Below are 17894 nucleotides of genomic sequence, written 5' to 3'. Positions count from 1 at the left end.
GACCGCGCAGGGCCTGGTCTCGCCAGAGTTTAGCCTGATCAGCTCCTATGTTTAGTTTATCCACGCTCTTCTCCCCATGAGCAGAATGCGACTCAGCTGCATGAACGGTCGAGCGAGCATGCCCGTCCGCGAAGCTGAACGGAATGGGGGTGTGGGGCCTCATGCCCTACGTCTTCCTTGTGTTGGCGCCAAAGCCGCGCGCGCGAGGACATTCGCCGCTTCCCAAAGGTCAGAGACCGAGCGTCTGACTGGCTTCCAGATGCATCAAAACTACCGAAGGTGCGATCGTCACGTCCGTGTCAGGTTGACGGGTGGCCTCGACCAAAACGGCCGCTGCCTGTTCAACCCGATCGGCCGCATGGTCGACCTGGTCGAGCTTCTTCGCCAGGCGGCCGCGCAGGGTCGAAAGCCGTGTTGCGTGGTAGGCGGCGCTTCGCTTTCGGCCGTCCAGGGTGAGCGGTTCAAAGAGCATCGTGACGGCTCCTCACTGTACGATGGCCACCTATACGCCGCCTCTTCACGGTTCGCGATTCCCTCAAAAGGAGAACGCCCTATCCCTTTGGTCCCGACCCGGCTCCTCCTCAGAGCTGGGTCCGGGTATGGTGCTAGTCGTTCTGGATGACCACGTCCCCCGATGGGTTTTGACCATCGCAGTGACGAGTGGGCGAAACTGACGCCTCCAGAAATGAGCAGACATCGCCAAGGCGATCAGGGCGACTGCGAGAGCCGCAATATTGATCCAGTCCATCTTCCCGCCGCCATACCGACTATCGACCGTCGCAGGAAAGAACTGGCACCGCAATTGGCACCGGACGGCTAGGGCGACGACAGCCTCATGGCTTTCGCAGGTCAAGTACGGCACAACCATTCGCGCTAGCGATTTTCTTCAAAGCTTGGTCATTGGTGACGAGCAGAAAACCGTTCTGGATGCAGGTGTCGGCAATAAGGGCGTCTGCGCTGTTGCTCGGCCTTTTCTTCTCACGGTCCAGCTGATCCTTCAGTTCGCTACAGAGGGATGCGGGGCCGGTCCATTTCGCCTCACCCCATCGAGACATACCCCACACCGCAGTCTCGGTCGGAATTCGAATATGCGTAACTGCGGTGACCATGGCTTGGAGAGCGTTTCGCTTTGTGGGATCGGATGTCCGCTCGATTTCGTCGTTCTGGATATGCGTGATCACAGGCTCCCATTCTGCTGGGATTGAGGCAGGATCGATCGAACCTTCCACGAGATGGTTGAAGACATTTGTGTCCAGCATCACCTTCATGGGCCAACTTCAAAGCCAATGTTCGCTGAAATCCGCCGGCGTTTATTCGGCGCATCGGTATCAAAACTAACTAAGACATTGAAAAGCCTGGTACGCCCAAGGGGAATCGAACCCCTGTTACCGCCGTGAAAGGGCGGTGTCCTAACCGCTAGACGATGGGCGCGCTCAGACGAAGCGGCTTATACTGGCGTTGTGCGCAACCGGCAACCCGTCAGGTGCCACCTTGGACAACTTTTTTCCGAGCCTTGTAATCAAGGATTTCGCTATGTCCGGCAAGGTGCGGAATTCTGCTCTGCTGCACTCGTCGGCTACTGTCCTGGCATGGATCCCAGGGGTCTTCGCGACGGAGCTTCGCTCCTGCTCCGGCCAGGGATGACGAAGTTGCCGCTAGCCGTCGCCACCACCGCTGCGCCGGCGGCAGCGCCAGTTCCAGTCGCGCTCCGGACCGACGTCGACGTGAACCGATTCTGTGTGGCAGTAGGTGCCGACACCGCCGCGGCCGGGCATGCTTCTGATGTAGCTCGCCAGCTCCCATTTCGAAACGCCGGGCACCTGGATGTCGGCGGCGGCGCAATACATGTGCAGCGAATTCTTGGCGCCGTTGGCGCGCCGGTTGCGGGCCGGGTCGCGATAGCCTGACGTCACCGTCATCTTGCGTCCGTAGTGGCCTTCGATCGTCTTCAGCACGCGCACCAGCGACGGCTTCAAGCAGGCCACATCGACGCTTTCGTTCTGCTTGAGCAGCCCGTTGGGCGCCAGCCGGGCCATGCCGGCGGCGGACGCAACCTGATAGGAGCCGCCGACTGGCCCCTCATCCTCGTTGAGGTCGACGTCGCTTTCGTCATCAATGCCGGACTTGCGCTTGATTTCGAACAGGGCTGTCTGGCGCACGCCGGGCAGGGCGTCGCTACCGGTGATGTGGCCGCCGGTATCGCCGCCGAGCGAAGCCAGCTGCACCGGTTTTGCCGTGGAATTGGCCGAGGCGAGCGTGATGATCGGCTTTGCCGCTTCCGATGCCGGTTTGGCCTGCTCAGGGGGCTGCTCTCCCGATCGGGTGTTGATAAGGGGCGTCGCCGAGGCCGGCGTGGCGCCGAACATCGAGGCCAGGAAGCCTTTTTTCTTTGGTGCTTCGGCCTGGGGCATCTCGCCAGCCGTCACATAGACCGGGTTGTTCATGGCCGGAGCAGCTGTCGGCTTCTGCGCGTTTACACCGGCGTCGGCGGCTGCGATCTGCTGAGCAACCGTGTCGTTCTGCTGCGCCGTCTGTGCCTGCTGCGTCAGCGACTGCGGCGTGTTGCCGACGATCGTTTCGGCGCCGGCCGGAGTGGTCAGCGGAAAGGCGGCTGCGGGATTGGCCATCGGCACATAGGCGACCTTCTCGGGCAGCGCCGTATCGCTTGCCGTCATCACGGTCGTCTGCTCGGTCGAATCGGAAGTGACGGTCGCCTTGCCGCTGGAGGCCGCGCTTATGTCCGATGCGGTGGCATTGTAGCCGGGCATTCCGACCGACATTGTCGGATCACCAGCCGAGGTGCAGGAGGCCAGAAGCAAGGAACAGAGCGCTGCCACAATGGCGCGGCGTTCTCCCTTTGCGAGGCTCCATCCTGCTGATTTCAAAGTCAAATTCCCCCTCGATGCCCGGTCGGTATATCCTTGGCGCGGCACGCATACGTCGCTGTCAAGGTGACCTTTGTCTCCGATCCGGAAACGAGACCTGTGTCAAATCCGCAAGCCTGAAAGTATTTTTGCAGTGATTGCCAAATTACGGCTGCTTGATGGTTGACGACACCATTTCGCCCGCTTTTGACGGCCCGTCAACTCACCAGACATTACAGTCCGTTACACACGCACCTTCACATAGGTACCGGGAGCATCCCCCAAGGTTTTCATATGCTTGCCGGGTTTGCGGGCCGGCACGCGGGTGTTGTCCTTGGCCTCTATCCAGCTCTGCCAGTGCGGCCACCAGGATCCTGGGTGGTCAGTGGCCTTGGCTACCCATTGGCCGAAGTCGCCCGTTGGCGTATCCCCGGTCCAGTATTGGTATTTGTTGGATGCCGGCGGGTTTACGACACCCGCGATGTGGCCCGATCCCGCCATCACGTACTCGACCTTGCCGCCGAAATATTTCGAGCCGAGAAATACCGAAAGCGCCGGCGCGATGTGATCTTCCTTGGAAGCGAGGTTGTAGATCGGGATGGTGATGTCGCCGAGCGAGACCGTGTGGCCCGCCAGCTCCATCATGCCTCGCGAGAGATTGTTCTCGAGATAGCAATTGCGCAGGTAGAAAGAGTGATTGGCCGCGCCCATGCGGGTCGAATCGGCGTTCCAGTAGAGCAGGTCGAAGGGCAGGGGATCCTTGCCGCGCATGTAGTTGTTGACGACATAGGGCCAGATCAGGTCGCCCGAGCGCAGCATGTTGAAGGCGGTCGCCATCTTGGTGCCGTCGAGATAGCCCTTTTCGCTCATCGATTTTTCCACCGCGGCGACCTGCTCCTCGTCGACGAACACTTTCAGGTCGCCGGCATGAGTGAAATCGACCTGCGTGGTGAAGAAGGTGGCTGACTTGATGCGGTCGTCGCCTTCTCGCGCCATCAGCGCCAGTGCCGCCGCCAAAAGCGTGCCGCCGACGCAATAGCCGATAGCGTTGACGTCGCGTTCGCCGGTGGCCTTCTCGACCGTGTCGAGGCCATATTGCAGGCCTTCGCGGATATAGGCCTCCCAACCCTTGGCGCCGTGGCGCTCGTCCGGGTTGATCCAGGAGATGACGAACACGGTGTGGCCCTGTTCGATCGCCCAGCGGATGAAGGATTTCTGGGGATTCAGATCAAGGATGTAAAACTTGTTGATCCATGGCGGGCAGATCAGCAACGGTCGCTTGAGCACCGTCTCGGTCGCCGGGTCATACTGGATGATCTCGGCGACATCGCTGCGGCCAACCACCTTGCCAGGGGTGGTGGCGATGTTCCTGCCGATCTCGAAGGGTGAATAGTCGGCCTGACGCAGCTTCAGGTCGCCTTTGCCGGCGGCGATGTCCTCAGCCAGCATCTTCATGCCGCGCACCAGGTTCTCGCCGTTCGAGGCAACGGTTTCGCGAAACAGTTCCGGATTGGTCAGGATGAAATTCGACGGCGAGATGGCGTTGGACACCTGCTTGACGTAGAAGCCGGCCTTGTGGCGGGTGTGCTCGTCCAGACCGTCGGCGTGCTCGACCAGATCGGCCGCCCAGCGCGAGGTGACGAGATAGGCCTGCTTGAGAAAATCGAAAAAGGCGTTGCGGCCCCATTCGGGGTCGAGGAAGCGCTTGTCGCCGCGCTCCGGCTTGACGGCGTCTTCGGTGGCTTCCGCGGCGTTGCTGGTGCGCTGAATGGCGTTGGCCCAGACCGTCATGTAGCCGGAGAACAACCGCGTCTGCGCTTCCAGCGCGCGTTGCGGATCGGAAAGCCAGTATTCGCTGAGCTTGGAAAAGGTCTTCACCATGTCGACAACCGGCTCGGCGACGTGATCGCGCACGTCGCCTTTTTCGCGCGGCTCGGCCCAAGCGGACGCCGCCTTGCCGGCCTGCTCGATCATGCGCGCCATGTTCAGAGCGAAGCGTTCCGGGTCCTTCACCAGATATTGCTCGACGGTCGAAGGCTCGTCATCTTCCGCTTTGCCCGAATCGGGTGTTTTGGACATGGTTGGCGGGGTTCCTCCCGAGGCCTTTTCTTGACATATTAACATGGGACATCCGACCGGGTCCAATCTCGCTTACCTCGGCTGCCAAGGAAACAATATGACGATTAATATTGGCGAGACTGTTTTTTTCGGTGCCGGACGTTTTTGCCGCATCGGCGCGTCGATCGTCCTCATGGGGATTGCCGGGTGCTCGAGCGCCAACACGAGCGGCCCGACGCCTATTGCTGCGGGGACGGGGCCGAAGGATACCGGCACCTTTCCAAACCTGAACATTAAGCCGCAAGTGGCGGCGCCGCAGTTCACCGAAGCCGAGAAGAACGCCAAGCTTGCGCAATTGAAGGCGGACGAGAACGCGCAGGCAGCCAAAGGCGGCGGTCCGAAGGTCGCCAACCAGGCGGCACTGACGGATCTCGCCAAGAAGCATGGCGACGAAACGCTGAAGCAGATCGAAGCCAAATGCGATCCCGCCCTCGACCCTACCTGCAAATAAGTATATAGCGCGCGCCCAATACCCCCTTTGCTGTCTGGAACTGCCATGGAAGAATTTCACAAGGTCCGCCGGCTTCCGCCTTACGTCTTCGAGCAGGTCAACCGGCTCAAGGCCAGCGCCCGTTCGCGCGGCGCCGACATCATCGACCTCGGCATGGGCAATCCGGACCTGCCCACACCCAAGGCCATCGTCGACAAGCTGTGCGAGGTCGTGCGCGATCCGCGTACGCACCGCTATTCCTCGTCGCGCGGCATTCCGGGCCTGCGCCGCGCCCAGGCCGCCTACTATAACAGGCGCTTCGGCGTGAAGCTCAATCCCGATACGCAAGTGGTGGCCACGCTTGGCTCGAAGGAAGGCTTCGCCAACATGGCTCAGGCAATCACGGCGCCTGGCGACGTGATCCTGTGCCCCAATCCGACCTATCCGATCCACGCTTTTGGTTTCATCATGTCGGGCGGCGTCATCCGCTCCTTGCAGGTGGAGCCCGATGATGGCTTCATCCCGGCGCTTGAGCGTGGTGTCAAGCATTCGATCCCGAAGCCGTTGGCGCTGATCCTCAACTATCCGTCGAACCCGACGGCGCTGGTCGCTTCGCTCGATTTCTACAAGGATGTGGTCGCCTTCGCCAAGAAGAACGACATCATCATCCTGTCCGACCTTGCCTATTCGGAGATCTATTTCGACGGCAATCCGCCGCCTTCGGTGTTGCAGGTTCCGGGCGCGATCGACGTCTGCGTCGAGTTCACCTCGATGTCGAAGACCTTCTCGATGCCCGGCTGGCGCATGGGGTTTGCCGTCGGCAACGAGCGGCTGATCTCGGCCCTAACGCGGGTGAAATCCTATCTCGACTACGGCGCCTTCACGCCGATCCAGGTAGCTGCAGCGCACGCGCTCAACGGCGACGGCGCCGACATCGCCGAGGTCCGCGACATCTACCACAAGCGCCGCGACGTGATGGTCGATGCCTTCGGCCGCGCCGGCTGGACCATTCCGGCACCGGCGGCGTCGATGTTCGCCTGGGCGCCGATCCCGGAGCCGTTCCGGCATCTCGGCTCGCTCGAATTCTCCAAGCTGCTCATCGAACATGCCGACGTGGCGGTGGCGCCCGGTGTCGGCTTCGGCGAACATGGCGACGATCACGTGCGCATTGCGCTGGTCGAGAACGAGCATCGGATCCGGCAGGCGGCGCGCAACATCAAGCGCTTCCTGGCGACCAGCGCCAAGCAACCCAACAATGTGGTGCCGCTTTCCGCTCACCGGTAAGCTTGCCGCACACCATTTCGATCTGACTTGAGGGACGTTGCCTTCTATGGCTGAAGCATTGCGTGTTGGAATTGCCGGCCTCGGCACGGTTGGCGCGTCGGTGGCGCGCGTGCTGCGCGACAAGGCGGCGGAGCTGACCCGCCAGTGCGGCCGTGACGTCATCGTCACCGCCGTCTCGGCGCGCGACCAGAAGCGTGATCGCGGCGTCGATCTGAGTTCGGCAAAGTGGTTCGACGATCCGGTCAAGATGGCGCAGGCCGCCGAAATCGACGTGTTCGTCGAACTGATCGGCGGCGACGAGGGGCCGGCGCGCTCATCGGTAAAGGCGGCACTCGAAGCCGGCCGTCACGTCGTCACTGCCAACAAGGCGCTGCTCGCCAAGCACGGCGTGGCGCTGGCCGAGATCGCCGAGAAGAAGGGCGTGCTGCTCAACTACGAGGCGGCCGTGGCGGGCGGCATTCCGGTCATCAAGACGATGCGCGAGGCGATGGCCGGCAATTCGGTCACCCGCGTGTTCGGCATCCTCAACGGCACCTGCAACTATATCCTGACCCGCATGGAGGCCGAGGGCATCTCATTCGACGCCTGCCTGAAGGACGCGCAGCGGCTGGGGTATGCCGAGGCCGATCCGACCTTCGACATCGAGGGCCAGGACACCGCGCACAAGCTGTCGATCCTGACCAGCCTTGCCTTCGGCACCAGGATCGCCGCCAACGACATCTACATGGAAGGCATTTCCAACATCACCCAGGCTGACATCCGCGCGGCCGGCGATCTTGGCTACCGGATCAAGCTGCTTGGTGTCGCCCAGCGCACCGAGAGCGGCATCGAGCAGCGCGTTCACCCGACCATGGTGCCGACCGCCTCGGTCATCGCGCAGGTGCACGGCGTGACCAATGCGGTGGCGATCGAGACCGACATTCTGGGCGAGCTGCTGCTGTCAGGCCCCGGTGCTGGCGGCAATGCCACCGCCTCGGCCGTCATCGGCGACATCGCCGACATCGCCAAGAGCCGGCCGGGCTTCCAGCACGGTCCGGTCTTCGGCCGGCCGGCGAAGGAGCTGAAACCGTACAAGAAGGCGCAGATGCGCAGCCATGCCGGCGGCTACTTCATCCGGCTGACCGTGCATGATCGCATCGGCGTGTTTGCGGCGATAGCCAAGCGCATGGCCGACAACGACATTTCGCTGGAATCGATCGTCCAGCACGCGGTCAACGGCGAGGCGGCAGCTCAGAAGACGGTGATCCTCGTCACCCACGAGACGACGGAGGCCGCCGTGCGCAAGGCCGTCGACGGCATCACCAAGGACGGCCATCTGACCGACAAGCCTCAGGTCATCCGCATCGAGCGGGCAGGGTAGTTTTCCTGGGGATAGCCGCGTGGGACAGGAATCCCGCAGGCATCGAGGTTCGGCCTGACGGCAAACAGCCGCTTCCGGCCGGAACGAATTCGCGTCGCCGCCGTTCTCTTGGTCAGCAACCAGAGGGAGCCGCTTCATGGCCGACACCAACAAATCCGACACCCCGCACATCGACGACATCCAGAAGACGCTGGAAAAGCAGATTGCCGAACTGCGCAAGGAGATCACCAAGATCAACAAGAGCATTTCGGCGCGGGGCGCGGAAATGCTCGATGACGCCAGCGAACAGGCTTCCGATTTCTACGACACGGCGGCTGCCCGTGCGTCGCGAACCGCCCAACAGCTGCGCAGCCAGGCCCATGCTGTTTCGGAAGTCGCACGCGAAAATCCCGGTACGACGACAGCCGTGGTCGGCGTGATCGGCCTACTCGGCTTTCTGGCCGGCTTCGCCATTGGCCAGTCGATGAACGACACGTCGCGCCGCTGGTATTGACCACGGCGCGATAGGGCCGGTTTCTCCGGCTCATTTCCCTGTTTTCAGCACGTCATCTTTAAGGAGGGCACTATGGCTTCATCCGCATTGATCAGCATCCTGATCACATTCCTCGTCATCATCCTCGTTCTCTATCTGGTTCAGCGTCTGCCGCTCGATGCCCGCATGAGGCAGATCGCCCAGATCATCGTGATCATCATTGGCATCATTTCGCTGCTCAAATACCTTGCGGTTTTCTAGGCCGCGAAGGGCGCCGATGTTCAATTTTTCATGCCGGCCCGGTTCTTTGCGACCGGGCCGGCGTCGTTTCAAAATGCGTTTAATCGATTGATATTGCTGGCTATTCGATAAAGTTTTGGATGGGTCTTGCCGTTGTCATGCTCGCCTGACAAAACAGGCCCGCCTCCGGCGGGAGGCCGCATTGCCAACGAGGAAATCACCAGATGAATGTGGCCCAGAACATCGTCGCCGGTCTTGACCGGATACTCACCATGGAACTGGTGCGCGTCACCGAACGGGCCGCCGTCGCGGCCGCCAGGCTGCGTGGACGCGGCGACGAAAAGGCGGCCGACCAGGTCGCTGTGGATGCCATGCGCCAGGAGCTCAACCGCCTTGCCATCAAGGGCACGGTGGTGATCGGCGAGGGCGAGAGGGACGAGGCGCCGATGCTCTATATCGGCGAGGAAGTCGGCTCGGGCAAAGGTCCGGCCGTCGATATCGCACTCGATCCGCTCGAAGGCACGACGATCTGCGCCAAGAACCTGCCCAATGCGCTCGCCGTCATCGCGATCGCCGAGAAGGGCAGCCTGCTGTTCGCACCCGATGTCTACATGGACAAGATCGCCATCGGCCCTGGCTATGCAGACGGCGTCATCGACATCGATGCCTCGCCGGCCGAAAACATCGCCAATCTCGCGAGGGCCAAGGGTGTCACTATATCGGATATCACCACCTGTATCCTCGACCGGCCACGTCATGCCAAGCTGATCGATGCGGTGCGCGCCACGGGTGCCGCGATCCGGCTGATCGGCGACGGCGATGTCGCCGGCGTCATCCACACCACGGATCCCGAAGAAACCGGCATCGATATCTATCTCGGCACTGGCGGCGCGCCCGAGGGCGTGCTGGCGGCGGCCGCGCTGCGTTGCACCGGCGGCCAGATGCAGGGCCGGCTGATCCTCGACACGCCGGAAAAGGTCGCTCGCGCGGCAAAGATGGGTATTTCCAATCCGAAACGGGTCTATCGGACGGAGGACATGGCGCGCGGCGATGTGCTGTTTGCGGCGACCGGTGTCACCGACGGCAACATGCTGGCTGGCGTCAAGTTCGGCCGCAATTACATCACCACCCACACGATCGTGCTGCGCTCGTCGTCGCGGACGGTGCGGGAGATCAAGGCCAGGCATCAGGACCTGGATAAGTTCTGACGCTCGCTTGCGAAGCCACCTTGCAATTGTTAGCCATTCGGGCGCATCCGATGCTGGCTGCAAGGATTTGACGATGAAACCGTTCGACTGGCACGCGGATCCGATTTCGCGCGCCACCGCCATCACGAAGTCCTATCGCAACACCCAGAACGTGCGCCGTTTTCTCACCCGGGAATGCGGCGATGCGTTCAGATTCGACCGGCCTTTCATGGCCTGGCTCAAGGACGGTGCGGACAAGACGATGGGCGATGCAGCCGACGAATGGCTTCGGCGCCGGGCTGAAAAGCGGAAAGCGTAGTTTTCTTGAACACCCGTGAACCGCTTGGCTTTGCCTGCCTTTGGCCGAAAGCGCGTCGCGTTCACGCGACGCGCTTTCATGCATGTCGTTGTCCCAAAACCGCTGCGCACTTTTGGGTGACATGCACTATCCTGCGGCCAATCATGAGTTGGCAAAGCGTATGACCGGCGAAAAACGCCTCTTCCTCGATGTCAGGCAGTCGGCTACCGGGGTCTCCTGGGAGCACCGGCTGACCGAGCGGCAGGACATGATCGCGCTCGCCATCGCGCAAGGCCATGGCGTGCCCGATGTCGTTGCGCGGGTGCTTGCCGGTCGCGGCGTCACCGCCGAGCAGACGGAGCGGTTTCTCGACCCGACGATCCGCGATCTTCTGCCGGATCCGGCATCGCTGACCGACATGGACAGGGCGGCGGCACGCATCGCCGCCGCGGTGATGGCCAGGGAAAAGGTGGCGATCTTCGGTGACTATGATGTCGACGGCGCCGCTTCGTCGGCCTTGCTGAAGCGGTTCCTTACGCATTTCTCGGTGCCGTCGGAAATCTACATCCCGGATCGTATTTTCGAGGGCTATGGCCCCAATCCGGATGCCATGCGCGAGCTTGTTTCGCGTGGCGCGACACTGATCGTCACCGTCGATTGCGGCACCAACAGTGCCGTTTCCGTCGATGCCGCCAACGATGCCGGGGCCGATGTCGTGGTGCTCGACCACCACCAGGTCGGCGGTGCTTTGCCGGCGGCAATCGCTGTCGTCAATCCCAATCGCGACGATGACCTTTCCGGGCAGGGCCATCTCTGTGCCGCCGGCGTGGTCTTCCTCGCCCTTGTGCAGACGGCCAAGATCCTGCGCGGCCGCATGGCCGATGCCACCCCGCCGGACCTGCTTTCACTGCTTGATATTGTAGCGCTGGCCACCGTCTGTGACGTGGTGCCATTGACCGGCGTCAACCGCGCCTTCGTGGTCAAAGGGCTGCAGATGGCGCGCCAGCTGAAGAACGAAGGGCTGGCGGCACTGGCACGGGTGTCGCGCATCGGCGAGCCGATCAGCACTTTCCATCTGGCCTATCTGATCGGCCCTCGCATCAACGCCGGCGGGCGCATAGGCGATGCCGCACTCGGCAGCCGGCTGCTTGCGACCGACGACCCGGTCGAGGCGCGCACCATCGCCGAGACGCTCGATCGGCTCAACCAGGAACGGCAGCTGATGGAGCAGGAGATGCTCGCCGCAGCGCGTGCCGAGGCCGATGCAGAGCTTGCCGGCGGCAATGGCCCCGCCATCGTCGTCACCGCCAGCAACAGCTGGCATCCGGGCATTGTCGGCCTGCTCGCCTCACGATTGAAGGACCATGCCCGCCGACCCGCCTTCGCCATCGCCTTCAACGCCAATGGCGTCGGCACCGGCTCGGGCCGTTCGGTGTCCGGCTTCGACCTCGGCCGGCTGGTGCGCGAGGCGGCCGATGCGGGGCTGATCGTCAAGGGTGGCGGCCACGGCATGGCGGCCGGCATCACCGTGGAGCGGGCGAAGCTTGGCGAGCTCAGGGCGTTTTTCGAAGAGCGGGCGGCAGCCGATGTGTTCCGGCTGCAAGGCGAGGAAAGCCTGGCGATCGACGGCGCGCTTGCCGCTGAAGGCGCGACGCTTGGACTGCTCGACGCGCTGGAAAAGGCCGGACCGTTCGGTGCCGGGCATGCAGCACCCGTTTTCGCTCTGCCGCGCCATCGGCTGGCAGACGCCAGGCCGGTCGGCACCAACCACATCCGCGTCGAGCTGCAATCGGAGAGCGGCGGTCGCATCCAGGCGATCGCCTTTCGCGCCGTCGATACCGCGCTTGGCGAGTTCCTGTTCAAGAACCGGGGCAAGATTATCCACGTCGCCGGTTCGCTGTCGGGCAATTACTGGAACGGCAACCGCACGGTGCAGTTTCGCATTGTCGATGCGGCGCGCGCATAGTCGCCTGCGGCCAACTCAACTAGCCGGTGCAGAGGGCAACAGCGTCGCGGGGCAGCATGGCTCCGTCAGTGTGACGGAACGCACCAATCATGTGTTGAAAGGGGCAGATAGGCCTAGGCCAGAACGGACTGCAGCCGGGTCAGTTCGCCGATCTGGGCCATCGTCGCCTGATAGCCGAGGTTGATCGCCTCGTCGGCGCGATGAAATTCGGTCAGGCCGATATGGCTGAGCTTCGGCTGCAGTGACATGTCGGGCGGATCGCCGGCAAGCCTGGCGCGCGAAATGCGGTCCTGGATGATGTTGAAGGCCTCGACCATGACGCCGGTGATGCCGAGTCGCGTCTGATGCGACTGGTGCTCGGCGTCGACCTGACCGGGTCTCGGCGCGTCCTTTTCGACGACCAGTTCGCCGGCGCTGTGCTTGATAACGGCGGCACGGCCGAACAAGTCATAGTGAAGATTGACCGCTACGACGAGCGGCTGCTCATAGGCACGGCAGACCGAAACCGGCACCGGGTTGACCAGAGCGCCGTCGACCAGCACGCGGCCATTGCAATTCACCGGCTCGAACACGCCGGGCAGCGCATAGGAAGCGCGCATGGCGGTGATCAACGAGCCGCTCGACAGCCAGATTTCGTGGCCAGTGCGGATTTCGGACGTGACTGCGACGAACGGCTTGACCAAATCCTCGAAACGAATGCCGGCCATGTGCTCGCGCAGCCGGGCGTCGAGCTTCATGCCGCCGAACAGGCCGCTGCCACGCAGGTTGAGATCGAGCAGGCCGAAGATGCGTCGCTTGGTCAGGCTGCGGGCGAATTCTTCGAGTTCGTCCAGTTTGCCGGCAAGATAGCAACCGCCGACCAGAGCACCGATCGAGGTGCCGGCGATCATCGACACTTCGATACCGGCTTCGTCGAGCGCGCGCAGTACGCCGATATGCGCCCAACCGCGGGCGCAACCGCCGCCCAAGGCGAGCGAAATGCCTGTTTTCTTCGGAGGTTTCGTTTCGGACGCGCCGCCTGACGAGGACAGGCCGTTGGCCTCCCTGACATCTGGTCTGTTACGCAATGACGCCCACTCGAGCATCATGATCTCCCTTGTCCCACTCCCTTTCTACAGGAAGTACGTTTGAGAATAGTGAACATGAGTGGTTTGTGAATATTGAATGGTTCACAGAGGCTTCCGATACGTGTTTTCCGCATCGAACAGCGGTTTGCTGCCGTCGCCGGCAAGCGTCCCCTTGCCATCGACCAGCCCCACCGTCCGATAAAAGCATGAACGCCGACCGGTGTGACAGGTTGCGTCGTGGCCCAACACTTTGACGCGCAGCCACAACGCATCCTGGTCGCAATCGGTGCGCATCTCGACGACATGCTGGAAATTGCCCGAGGTTTCGCCTTTTTTCCAAAGCGCGTTGCGCGAGCGTGACCAGTAGTGAGCGATGCCTGTCTCCAGCGTCAGCGCCAGCGCCTGCGCATTCATGTGCGCAACCATCAACAGCATGCCATCTTGGGCGTCGGTGACGACGACAGTGACCAGACCGGCAGCGTCGAAGCGCGGTGAAAACACCGCGCCTTCCTCGAGCGCTTTCTTGTCTGACGGAGCTTTCGGGAATTCAAGTGCCGACATCGCCGGTCCTTATCTAGCGAAGTCGGTGGGGCTATCAGACCCCGCCGCCGCGCACCATGGTGACGAAACGGACCTGCTCTTCGGGCGTGTCCTTGAAGACACCGGTGAAGGTAGAGGTCAGCGTTGTGGAACCCTGCTTGCGGATGCCGCGCATGGCCATGCACATGTGTTCGGCCTCGATCATGACGGCGACGCCGCGCGGATTGAGCACGTCCTGGATGACGCCGGCGATCTGCGCCGTCAGGGCCTCCTGCGTCTGCAGGCGGTGGGCGAAGATGTCGACGACACGCGCGATCTTGGAAAGGCCGACGACCTTGCCGTCCGGCAGATAGCCGACATGCGCCTTGCCGATGATCGGCACCATGTGGTGCTCGCAATGCGAATGGAATGTTATGTCCTTGACGATGACCAGGTCATCGTAGCCGGCGACCTCCTCGAAGGTGCGGCCGAGTTCCTCGGCCGGGCACATGTCGTAGCCGCCGAACATTTCGCGATAGGCCTTGGCCACCCGCTTCGGTGTGTCGATCAGCCCTTCGCGGTCCGGATTGTCGCCGGTCCAGCGCAAAAGCGTGCGCACGGCGGCCTCGACTTCGGCTTCGCTCGGCCGGTCGGTAACCGGCTTCTCCATATAGGCTGACTGGGGCATGAGTTTCTTGATGACGGCATCCATAAAAGGCGTCTCCCGTAGTCCCTCTCGGCGGAGGAACGAGTTGAACGGACCACGACCTTTCGGTTTCGGAAACTCGCCCCGTTTCCAGCCCCGTAAGTGGCGTGAACTTCCCGGCAAGGACATTGGCTTTCGTTGTCTTGTCGATACCGGACTACCAGCATTATATATGGTCACGATGAGCGAAAGGAAGACACGACAGCGGCAATCGCTGTTCGCTTGGCGGCGACGGATTGGAAAATAATGATAAACGATGTCTACAATACGAAAATTCTCGGTTTTGCCGGAAACATCGCCCGCATCGGTCGCCTCGATCATCCTGACGCGACCGCCAAGGCGCATTCCAAGCTTTGCGGCTCGACCGTCACCGTCGACCTCAAGATGCGCGATGGCGTGGTCACGGACTTTGCCCATGACGTGAAGGCCTGCGCGCTCGGCCAGGCGTCGTCCTCGATCATGGCGCAGCATGTCGTCGGTGCCAGTGCCGAGGAATTGCGCGCGGTGCGCGACACCATGCTGAAGATGCTGAAAGAAAATGGCGCCCCGCCGGACGGTCGCTTCGCGGACCTCAGATATCTGGAGCCGGTGCGCGACTACAAGGCGCGTCATGCCTCGACCATGCTGACTTTCGATGCCGTGGTCGACGCGATCGGCCAGATCGAAAAGAAGCGCGCCGAAGAAGCGGCCTGAGGGCCGATAACCGACCGTTACAGAGCACGTCTGCTTTCGGCAAATTCGCCGCGTACCCAGTCGGCGAACGCGGCGGCAGGTTCCGGCAGATCGCGCAGGTTTCTGGCCACCAGCCAATAGGCGCCGGATGCGACGTTGATGTCGAACGGCTTGATCAGCGTGCCGGATTTGATTTCCCCGCCGATCTGCAGGAGATCGCCCAGTGCCACGCCATGTCCGAGCAGGGCGGCCTGCTTTGAAAGCGACGCGTCCGCCAGCATCGGACCGCGCGCGGGCACGGCGTCGGCCGGCACGCCGGCCGCTTCGAACCAGCGCGCCCAGCCCTGACGGTTCTCCTCGTGCAAAAGCGTATAGCGACCAAGATCGATCGGCCTCTCGAGGGCAGGGCCGGAAGCTAGCAGCGCCGGCGACAGAACCGGCGAATCGACTGTCGAGGCAAGCCGCTCAGCCTGGCTGCGCGGCCACGAGCTGGCATGTGCGCTGAAGCGCAAGGCGAGTTCGGGCTGATCGCTGCGGAACTCGATCAGCCTTGGGTCCACTTCGAGAGAGACGTCGATATCGGGCCGCAATTGGCGAAATCGATTGAGCCGGGGCACCAGCCACACGGATGCAAGCGACGGCTCGACACTGACGCGAACCACGGACTGCATCGGCGTCGCCACCAGTTCCCCAAGCAAGGTGTCGATGGCGTCGAAACTCCTGACAAGCTGATCCAGCAGACGCTGGCCTGCATCCGTCAGTTCGACGCGGCGATGGTGACGTTCGAACAGGGGTTGTCGCAGAAAGATTTCGAGCTCGCGGATCTGCCGGCTGATCGCCGCCTGCGAGACGAAAAGCTCCTCGGCGGCCCGGCTGAAGCTCAGATGCCTGCCGGCCGCCTCGAAGCTTCTCAATGCCGTCAGCGGCAAGCGTCCGCGTTTCATTCGCATAACCCAGGATTATCCGAAGTGGAAATTATACTCGTTTGAAGGCGAAGGCCAGCGGCGGTCTAATCGCGTCAAAGGAGATACGACCATGATCCAGTTCCTGAGCATCTTCGGCGATGTCATGCGGATCGCGACGTTCCAATGGCGTAACGAAAGACAGCATGGAAAGCGCGGCGAAGAGCCGGCCAGCCCCGGCTGCTGGACGCCTTCGGTTGACAGGCAGCCGTTTCGCCGTTCCCGCCCATGACGACAGGCAGACAGGCGGGGATTGCGTTCTTCCGCCGAAGCCCACATCTATCGAGCTGGAACGTGATACGGAGACCGCGGTGGATCCGCATGGGCATGCCCATATTGCCAAACCGTCGGGGCGCGGCCGCAACTGGCCCGGCCCGTGGCGCAAGACGCCCGGCCGTCTGCTCGGTACGTCGCTCGTGCGCCTTTATCAGCTGACGCTGTCCGGCTTTGTCGGCAATTCCTGCCGGCATCTGCCGACCTGTTCGGAGTATGCGCATGAGGCGATCGCCCGCCATGGCTTGTGGGCCGGCGGCTGGATGGGGTTTTTCCGCGTGCTGCGCTGCGGGCCATTCGGCACGCACGGCATCGACCGCGTGCCGGAAGCCTTGGCGGAGCGCTACGTCTGGTTCATGCCCTGGCGGTACTGGCGGATCGGCAGCAAGCGTGGCGAAGCGCAGGGCTGATGGCGCCGGTCATGTTCCGGCGGCACTGCGCGTTTACGATCTGGTAGGGTTAACACAAGCCTGCACAAAGACTGCGCATTTGAGACAAAATCGAGACAAGAGACCTCGCTAAGCCGCTCGCGAACACCCTTCTGGAGCGAGCATCAATGCGCAATTTCGACCGTCTTCCCTTCATCTTTGCCGGAATCCTGTTCCTGCTCGCCTGGCTGCTGGGATTTCCGTTGCGCGCGCAATCGGCGCCGCTGAAGGACGTCGAATGCACGGTGATCGCTGACGCGGCGAGCGGCACGACGCTTTACCAGGATGGTGTGTGCGACCAGCGGTTCAGCCCGGCTTCGACGTTCAAGGTGCCGCTGTCGCTGATCGGCTACGACAGCGGGATCCTGAACGACGAGCACACGCCGAGCTGGGATTACAAGCCTGAATTCAACGCGGTGAAGCGGGATCAGAAGACAGTCGACCCGGTGGTCTGGGAGCGGGATTCGATCCTGTGGTTCTCCCGGGAAATCACCCGCCGGCTCGGGCAGCAGAGTTTTGCCGGCTACGTCTCGAAATTCGACTACGGCAACGCCGATGTTTCCGGCAATCCCGGTAAGAATGATGGTCTGACCCAGTCCTGGGTGAATTCCTCGCTCAAGATCACGCCGGTCGAGCAGGTCGATTTCCTGCGCAAGCTACTGGCCCGCAAGCTGCCGGTCTCGGCCAAGGCTTACGACATGACATCAGCCATTATCCCGACCTTCCAGGCCGGAGGCTGGACGGTGCAAGGCAAGACCGGCAGCACCAGGCTGCGTAACGACGCCGACAAGGTCCAGGACAAGCGCTCGCTCGGCTGGTTCGTCGGCTGGGCGAACAAGGATGGCCGCCAGATCGTCTTTGCGCGGCTTGTCGTCGACACCAACCGCACCGATATGCCGAAGGGCCTCAAGACCCGGGCCGCGTTCCTGAAGGATCTGCCGCTGCTCATCAAATGAAGGCCTGACACCTGAGCCGGGCTTTACGGCGGCGGAATCTGTCCATAAAAGACAGCCGCCGCCGGACGCATCCGGCTTTTCCCACGACCACC

20 protein-coding genes and 1 tRNA gene are annotated in these 17894 nt (G+C 62.3%); 12 read left to right on the top strand and 9 right to left on the bottom strand.

Going from position 1 to position 17894, the window contains the following annotated elements; genetic code table 11:
• Positions 1-229 precede the first annotated feature (229 nt).
• The 5 genes from C8D77_RS32680 to phaC all read right to left on the bottom strand — a co-directional run bounded on the left by C8D77_RS32680 (position 230) and on the right by phaC (position 4943).
• A complete protein-coding gene (locus C8D77_RS32680) occupies positions 230-472 on the bottom strand; it encodes a hypothetical protein (protein WP_109671545.1) in 243 nt (80 codons plus the stop codon).
• Positions 473-833: 361 nt separating this feature from the next.
• On the bottom strand, positions 834-1268 hold the full coding sequence (locus C8D77_RS32670; RefSeq protein WP_109671543.1) for a type II toxin-antitoxin system VapC family toxin: 435 nt from the start codon (positions 1266-1268) through the stop codon (positions 834-836).
• Positions 1269-1356: 88 nt separating this feature from the next.
• A tRNA-Glu gene (locus tag C8D77_RS32665) sits at positions 1357-1431 on the bottom strand.
• Between the two features lie 224 nt (positions 1432-1655).
• Positions 1656-2891 (bottom strand): D-Ala-D-Ala carboxypeptidase family metallohydrolase, encoded by a 1236-nt coding sequence (locus C8D77_RS32660; protein WP_109671542.1) that lies wholly within the window; start codon positions 2889-2891, stop codon positions 1656-1658.
• Between the two features lie 216 nt (positions 2892-3107).
• Positions 3108-4943, bottom strand: coding sequence for a class I poly(R)-hydroxyalkanoic acid synthase (gene phaC, locus C8D77_RS32655; protein ID WP_109671541.1), 1836 nt, complete (start codon positions 4941-4943; stop codon positions 3108-3110).
• Positions 4944-4986: 43 nt separating this feature from the next.
• On the opposite strand from phaC, the gene C8D77_RS32650 reads away from it, so the two are divergent.
• The 8 genes from C8D77_RS32650 (at position 4987) to recJ (ending at position 12219) form a co-directional block, all read left to right on the top strand.
• Positions 4987-5433 (top strand): hypothetical protein, encoded by a 447-nt coding sequence (locus C8D77_RS32650; RefSeq protein ID WP_245462835.1) that lies wholly within the window; start codon positions 4987-4989, stop codon positions 5431-5433.
• A 45-nt stretch (positions 5434-5478) separates the two neighbouring features.
• Positions 5479-6696 carry an LL-diaminopimelate aminotransferase gene (locus C8D77_RS32645; protein WP_109671540.1) on the top strand — a complete coding sequence of 406 codons (1218 nt, stop codon included), beginning with the start codon at positions 5479-5481 and terminating at the stop codon, positions 6694-6696.
• Positions 6697-6742: 46 nt separating this feature from the next.
• Entirely contained in the window at positions 6743-8056 is a 1314-nt protein-coding gene (locus C8D77_RS32640) for a homoserine dehydrogenase (protein ID WP_109671539.1), read from the top strand.
• Between the two features lie 136 nt (positions 8057-8192).
• Entirely contained in the window at positions 8193-8549 is a 357-nt protein-coding gene (locus C8D77_RS32635) for a hypothetical protein (RefSeq protein WP_109671538.1), read from the top strand.
• Between the two features lie 72 nt (positions 8550-8621).
• Positions 8622-8789: a Thivi_2564 family membrane protein gene (locus tag C8D77_RS32630; protein ID WP_109671537.1), complete on the top strand. Its 168-nt coding sequence runs from the start codon at positions 8622-8624 to the stop codon at positions 8787-8789.
• Positions 8790-8992: 203 nt separating this feature from the next.
• Positions 8993-9976, top strand: coding sequence for a class II fructose-bisphosphatase (gene glpX / locus C8D77_RS32625; RefSeq protein ID WP_109671536.1), 984 nt, complete (start codon positions 8993-8995; stop codon positions 9974-9976).
• Between the two features lie 73 nt (positions 9977-10049).
• On the top strand, positions 10050-10274 hold the full coding sequence (locus tag C8D77_RS32620; protein ID WP_109671535.1) for a DUF6434 domain-containing protein: 225 nt from the start codon (positions 10050-10052) through the stop codon (positions 10272-10274).
• A gap of 160 nt (positions 10275-10434) precedes the next feature.
• Positions 10435-12219 carry a single-stranded-DNA-specific exonuclease RecJ gene (gene recJ / locus C8D77_RS32615; protein ID WP_109671564.1) on the top strand — a complete coding sequence of 595 codons (1785 nt, stop codon included), beginning with the start codon at positions 10435-10437 and terminating at the stop codon, positions 12217-12219.
• Positions 12220-12332: 113 nt separating this feature from the next.
• Here recJ and C8D77_RS32610 read toward each other — a convergent pair whose 3' ends face one another.
• From C8D77_RS32610 to folE, 3 genes are all read right to left on the bottom strand, one after another.
• On the bottom strand, positions 12333-13307 hold the full coding sequence (locus C8D77_RS32610) for a patatin family protein (protein ID WP_425453781.1): 975 nt from the start codon (positions 13305-13307) through the stop codon (positions 12333-12335).
• A gap of 81 nt (positions 13308-13388) precedes the next feature.
• Positions 13389-13847, bottom strand: a complete 459-nt coding sequence (hisI, locus tag C8D77_RS32605; RefSeq protein ID WP_109671534.1) for a phosphoribosyl-AMP cyclohydrolase — start codon at positions 13845-13847, stop codon at positions 13389-13391.
• Positions 13848-13881: 34 nt separating this feature from the next.
• Positions 13882-14517, bottom strand: coding sequence for a GTP cyclohydrolase I FolE (folE, locus tag C8D77_RS32600; RefSeq protein WP_109671533.1), 636 nt, complete (start codon positions 14515-14517; stop codon positions 13882-13884).
• A gap of 240 nt (positions 14518-14757) precedes the next feature.
• Between folE and C8D77_RS32595 the strand changes: the two genes are divergently transcribed.
• Positions 14758-15204 carry an iron-sulfur cluster assembly scaffold protein gene (locus C8D77_RS32595; RefSeq protein WP_109671532.1) on the top strand — a complete coding sequence of 149 codons (447 nt, stop codon included), beginning with the start codon at positions 14758-14760 and terminating at the stop codon, positions 15202-15204.
• A 17-nt stretch (positions 15205-15221) separates the two neighbouring features.
• Here C8D77_RS32595 and C8D77_RS32590 read toward each other — a convergent pair whose 3' ends face one another.
• Positions 15222-16127 carry a LysR substrate-binding domain-containing protein gene (locus C8D77_RS32590; protein WP_109671531.1) on the bottom strand — a complete coding sequence of 302 codons (906 nt, stop codon included), beginning with the start codon at positions 16125-16127 and terminating at the stop codon, positions 15222-15224.
• A 91-nt stretch (positions 16128-16218) separates the two neighbouring features.
• Here C8D77_RS32590 and C8D77_RS32585 point away from each other — a divergent pair, with 91 nt between their 5' ends.
• The 3 genes from C8D77_RS32585 to blaOXA all read left to right on the top strand — a co-directional run bounded on the left by C8D77_RS32585 (position 16219) and on the right by blaOXA (position 17802).
• The gene (locus C8D77_RS32585) at positions 16219-16377 is read left to right on the top strand and encodes a hypothetical protein (protein WP_109671530.1); all 159 of its coding nucleotides are present in this window, start codon (positions 16219-16221) and stop codon (positions 16375-16377) included.
• A gap of 79 nt (positions 16378-16456) precedes the next feature.
• The gene (gene yidD / locus C8D77_RS32580; protein ID WP_109671529.1) at positions 16457-16828 is read left to right on the top strand and encodes a membrane protein insertion efficiency factor YidD; all 372 of its coding nucleotides are present in this window, start codon (positions 16457-16459) and stop codon (positions 16826-16828) included.
• A gap of 146 nt (positions 16829-16974) precedes the next feature.
• Positions 16975-17802, top strand: coding sequence for a class D beta-lactamase (gene blaOXA / locus C8D77_RS32575; protein ID WP_109671528.1), 828 nt, complete (start codon positions 16975-16977; stop codon positions 17800-17802).
• Positions 17803-17894: the final 92 nt, after the last annotated feature.

The sequence above is a fragment of the Mesorhizobium loti genome, assembly GCF_003148495.1.
GTDB lineage: Bacteria > Pseudomonadota > Alphaproteobacteria > Rhizobiales > Rhizobiaceae > Mesorhizobium > Mesorhizobium loti.
The sequence above is the reverse complement of the archived record's forward strand: the minus strand, read 5'-3'. Positions and strand labels throughout refer to the sequence as shown.

Coding starts and splice junctions, on each gene's coding strand:
- C8D77_RS32680 (WP_109671545.1), bottom strand. CDS start 472: ATGCTCTTTGAACCGCTCACCCTGGACGGCCGAAAGCGAAGCGCCGCC.
- C8D77_RS32670 (WP_109671543.1), bottom strand. CDS start 1,268: ATGAAGGTGATGCTGGACACAAATGTCTTCAACCATCTCGTGGAAGGT.
- phaC (WP_109671541.1), bottom strand. CDS start 4,943: ATGTCCAAAACACCCGATTCGGGCAAAGCGGAAGATGACGAGCCTTCG.
- C8D77_RS32650 (WP_245462835.1), top strand. CDS start 4,987: ATGGGACATCCGACCGGGTCCAATCTCGCTTACCTCGGCTGCCAAGGA.
- C8D77_RS32645 (WP_109671540.1), top strand. CDS start 5,479: ATGGAAGAATTTCACAAGGTCCGCCGGCTTCCGCCTTACGTCTTCGAG.
- C8D77_RS32640 (WP_109671539.1), top strand. CDS start 6,743: ATGGCTGAAGCATTGCGTGTTGGAATTGCCGGCCTCGGCACGGTTGGC.
- C8D77_RS32635 (WP_109671538.1), top strand. CDS start 8,193: ATGGCCGACACCAACAAATCCGACACCCCGCACATCGACGACATCCAG.
- C8D77_RS32630 (WP_109671537.1), top strand. CDS start 8,622: ATGGCTTCATCCGCATTGATCAGCATCCTGATCACATTCCTCGTCATC.
- glpX (WP_109671536.1), top strand. CDS start 8,993: ATGAATGTGGCCCAGAACATCGTCGCCGGTCTTGACCGGATACTCACC.
- C8D77_RS32620 (WP_109671535.1), top strand. CDS start 10,050: ATGAAACCGTTCGACTGGCACGCGGATCCGATTTCGCGCGCCACCGCC.
- recJ (WP_109671564.1), top strand. CDS start 10,435: ATGACCGGCGAAAAACGCCTCTTCCTCGATGTCAGGCAGTCGGCTACC.
- C8D77_RS32610 (WP_425453781.1), bottom strand. CDS start 13,307: ATGATGCTCGAGTGGGCGTCATTGCGTAACAGACCAGATGTCAGGGAG.
- hisI (WP_109671534.1), bottom strand. CDS start 13,847: ATGTCGGCACTTGAATTCCCGAAAGCTCCGTCAGACAAGAAAGCGCTC.
- folE (WP_109671533.1), bottom strand. CDS start 14,517: ATGGATGCCGTCATCAAGAAACTCATGCCCCAGTCAGCCTATATGGAG.
- C8D77_RS32595 (WP_109671532.1), top strand. CDS start 14,758: ATGATAAACGATGTCTACAATACGAAAATTCTCGGTTTTGCCGGAAAC.
- C8D77_RS32590 (WP_109671531.1), bottom strand. CDS start 16,127: ATGAAACGCGGACGCTTGCCGCTGACGGCATTGAGAAGCTTCGAGGCG.
- C8D77_RS32585 (WP_109671530.1), top strand. CDS start 16,219: ATGATCCAGTTCCTGAGCATCTTCGGCGATGTCATGCGGATCGCGACG.
- blaOXA (WP_109671528.1), top strand. CDS start 16,975: ATGCGCAATTTCGACCGTCTTCCCTTCATCTTTGCCGGAATCCTGTTC.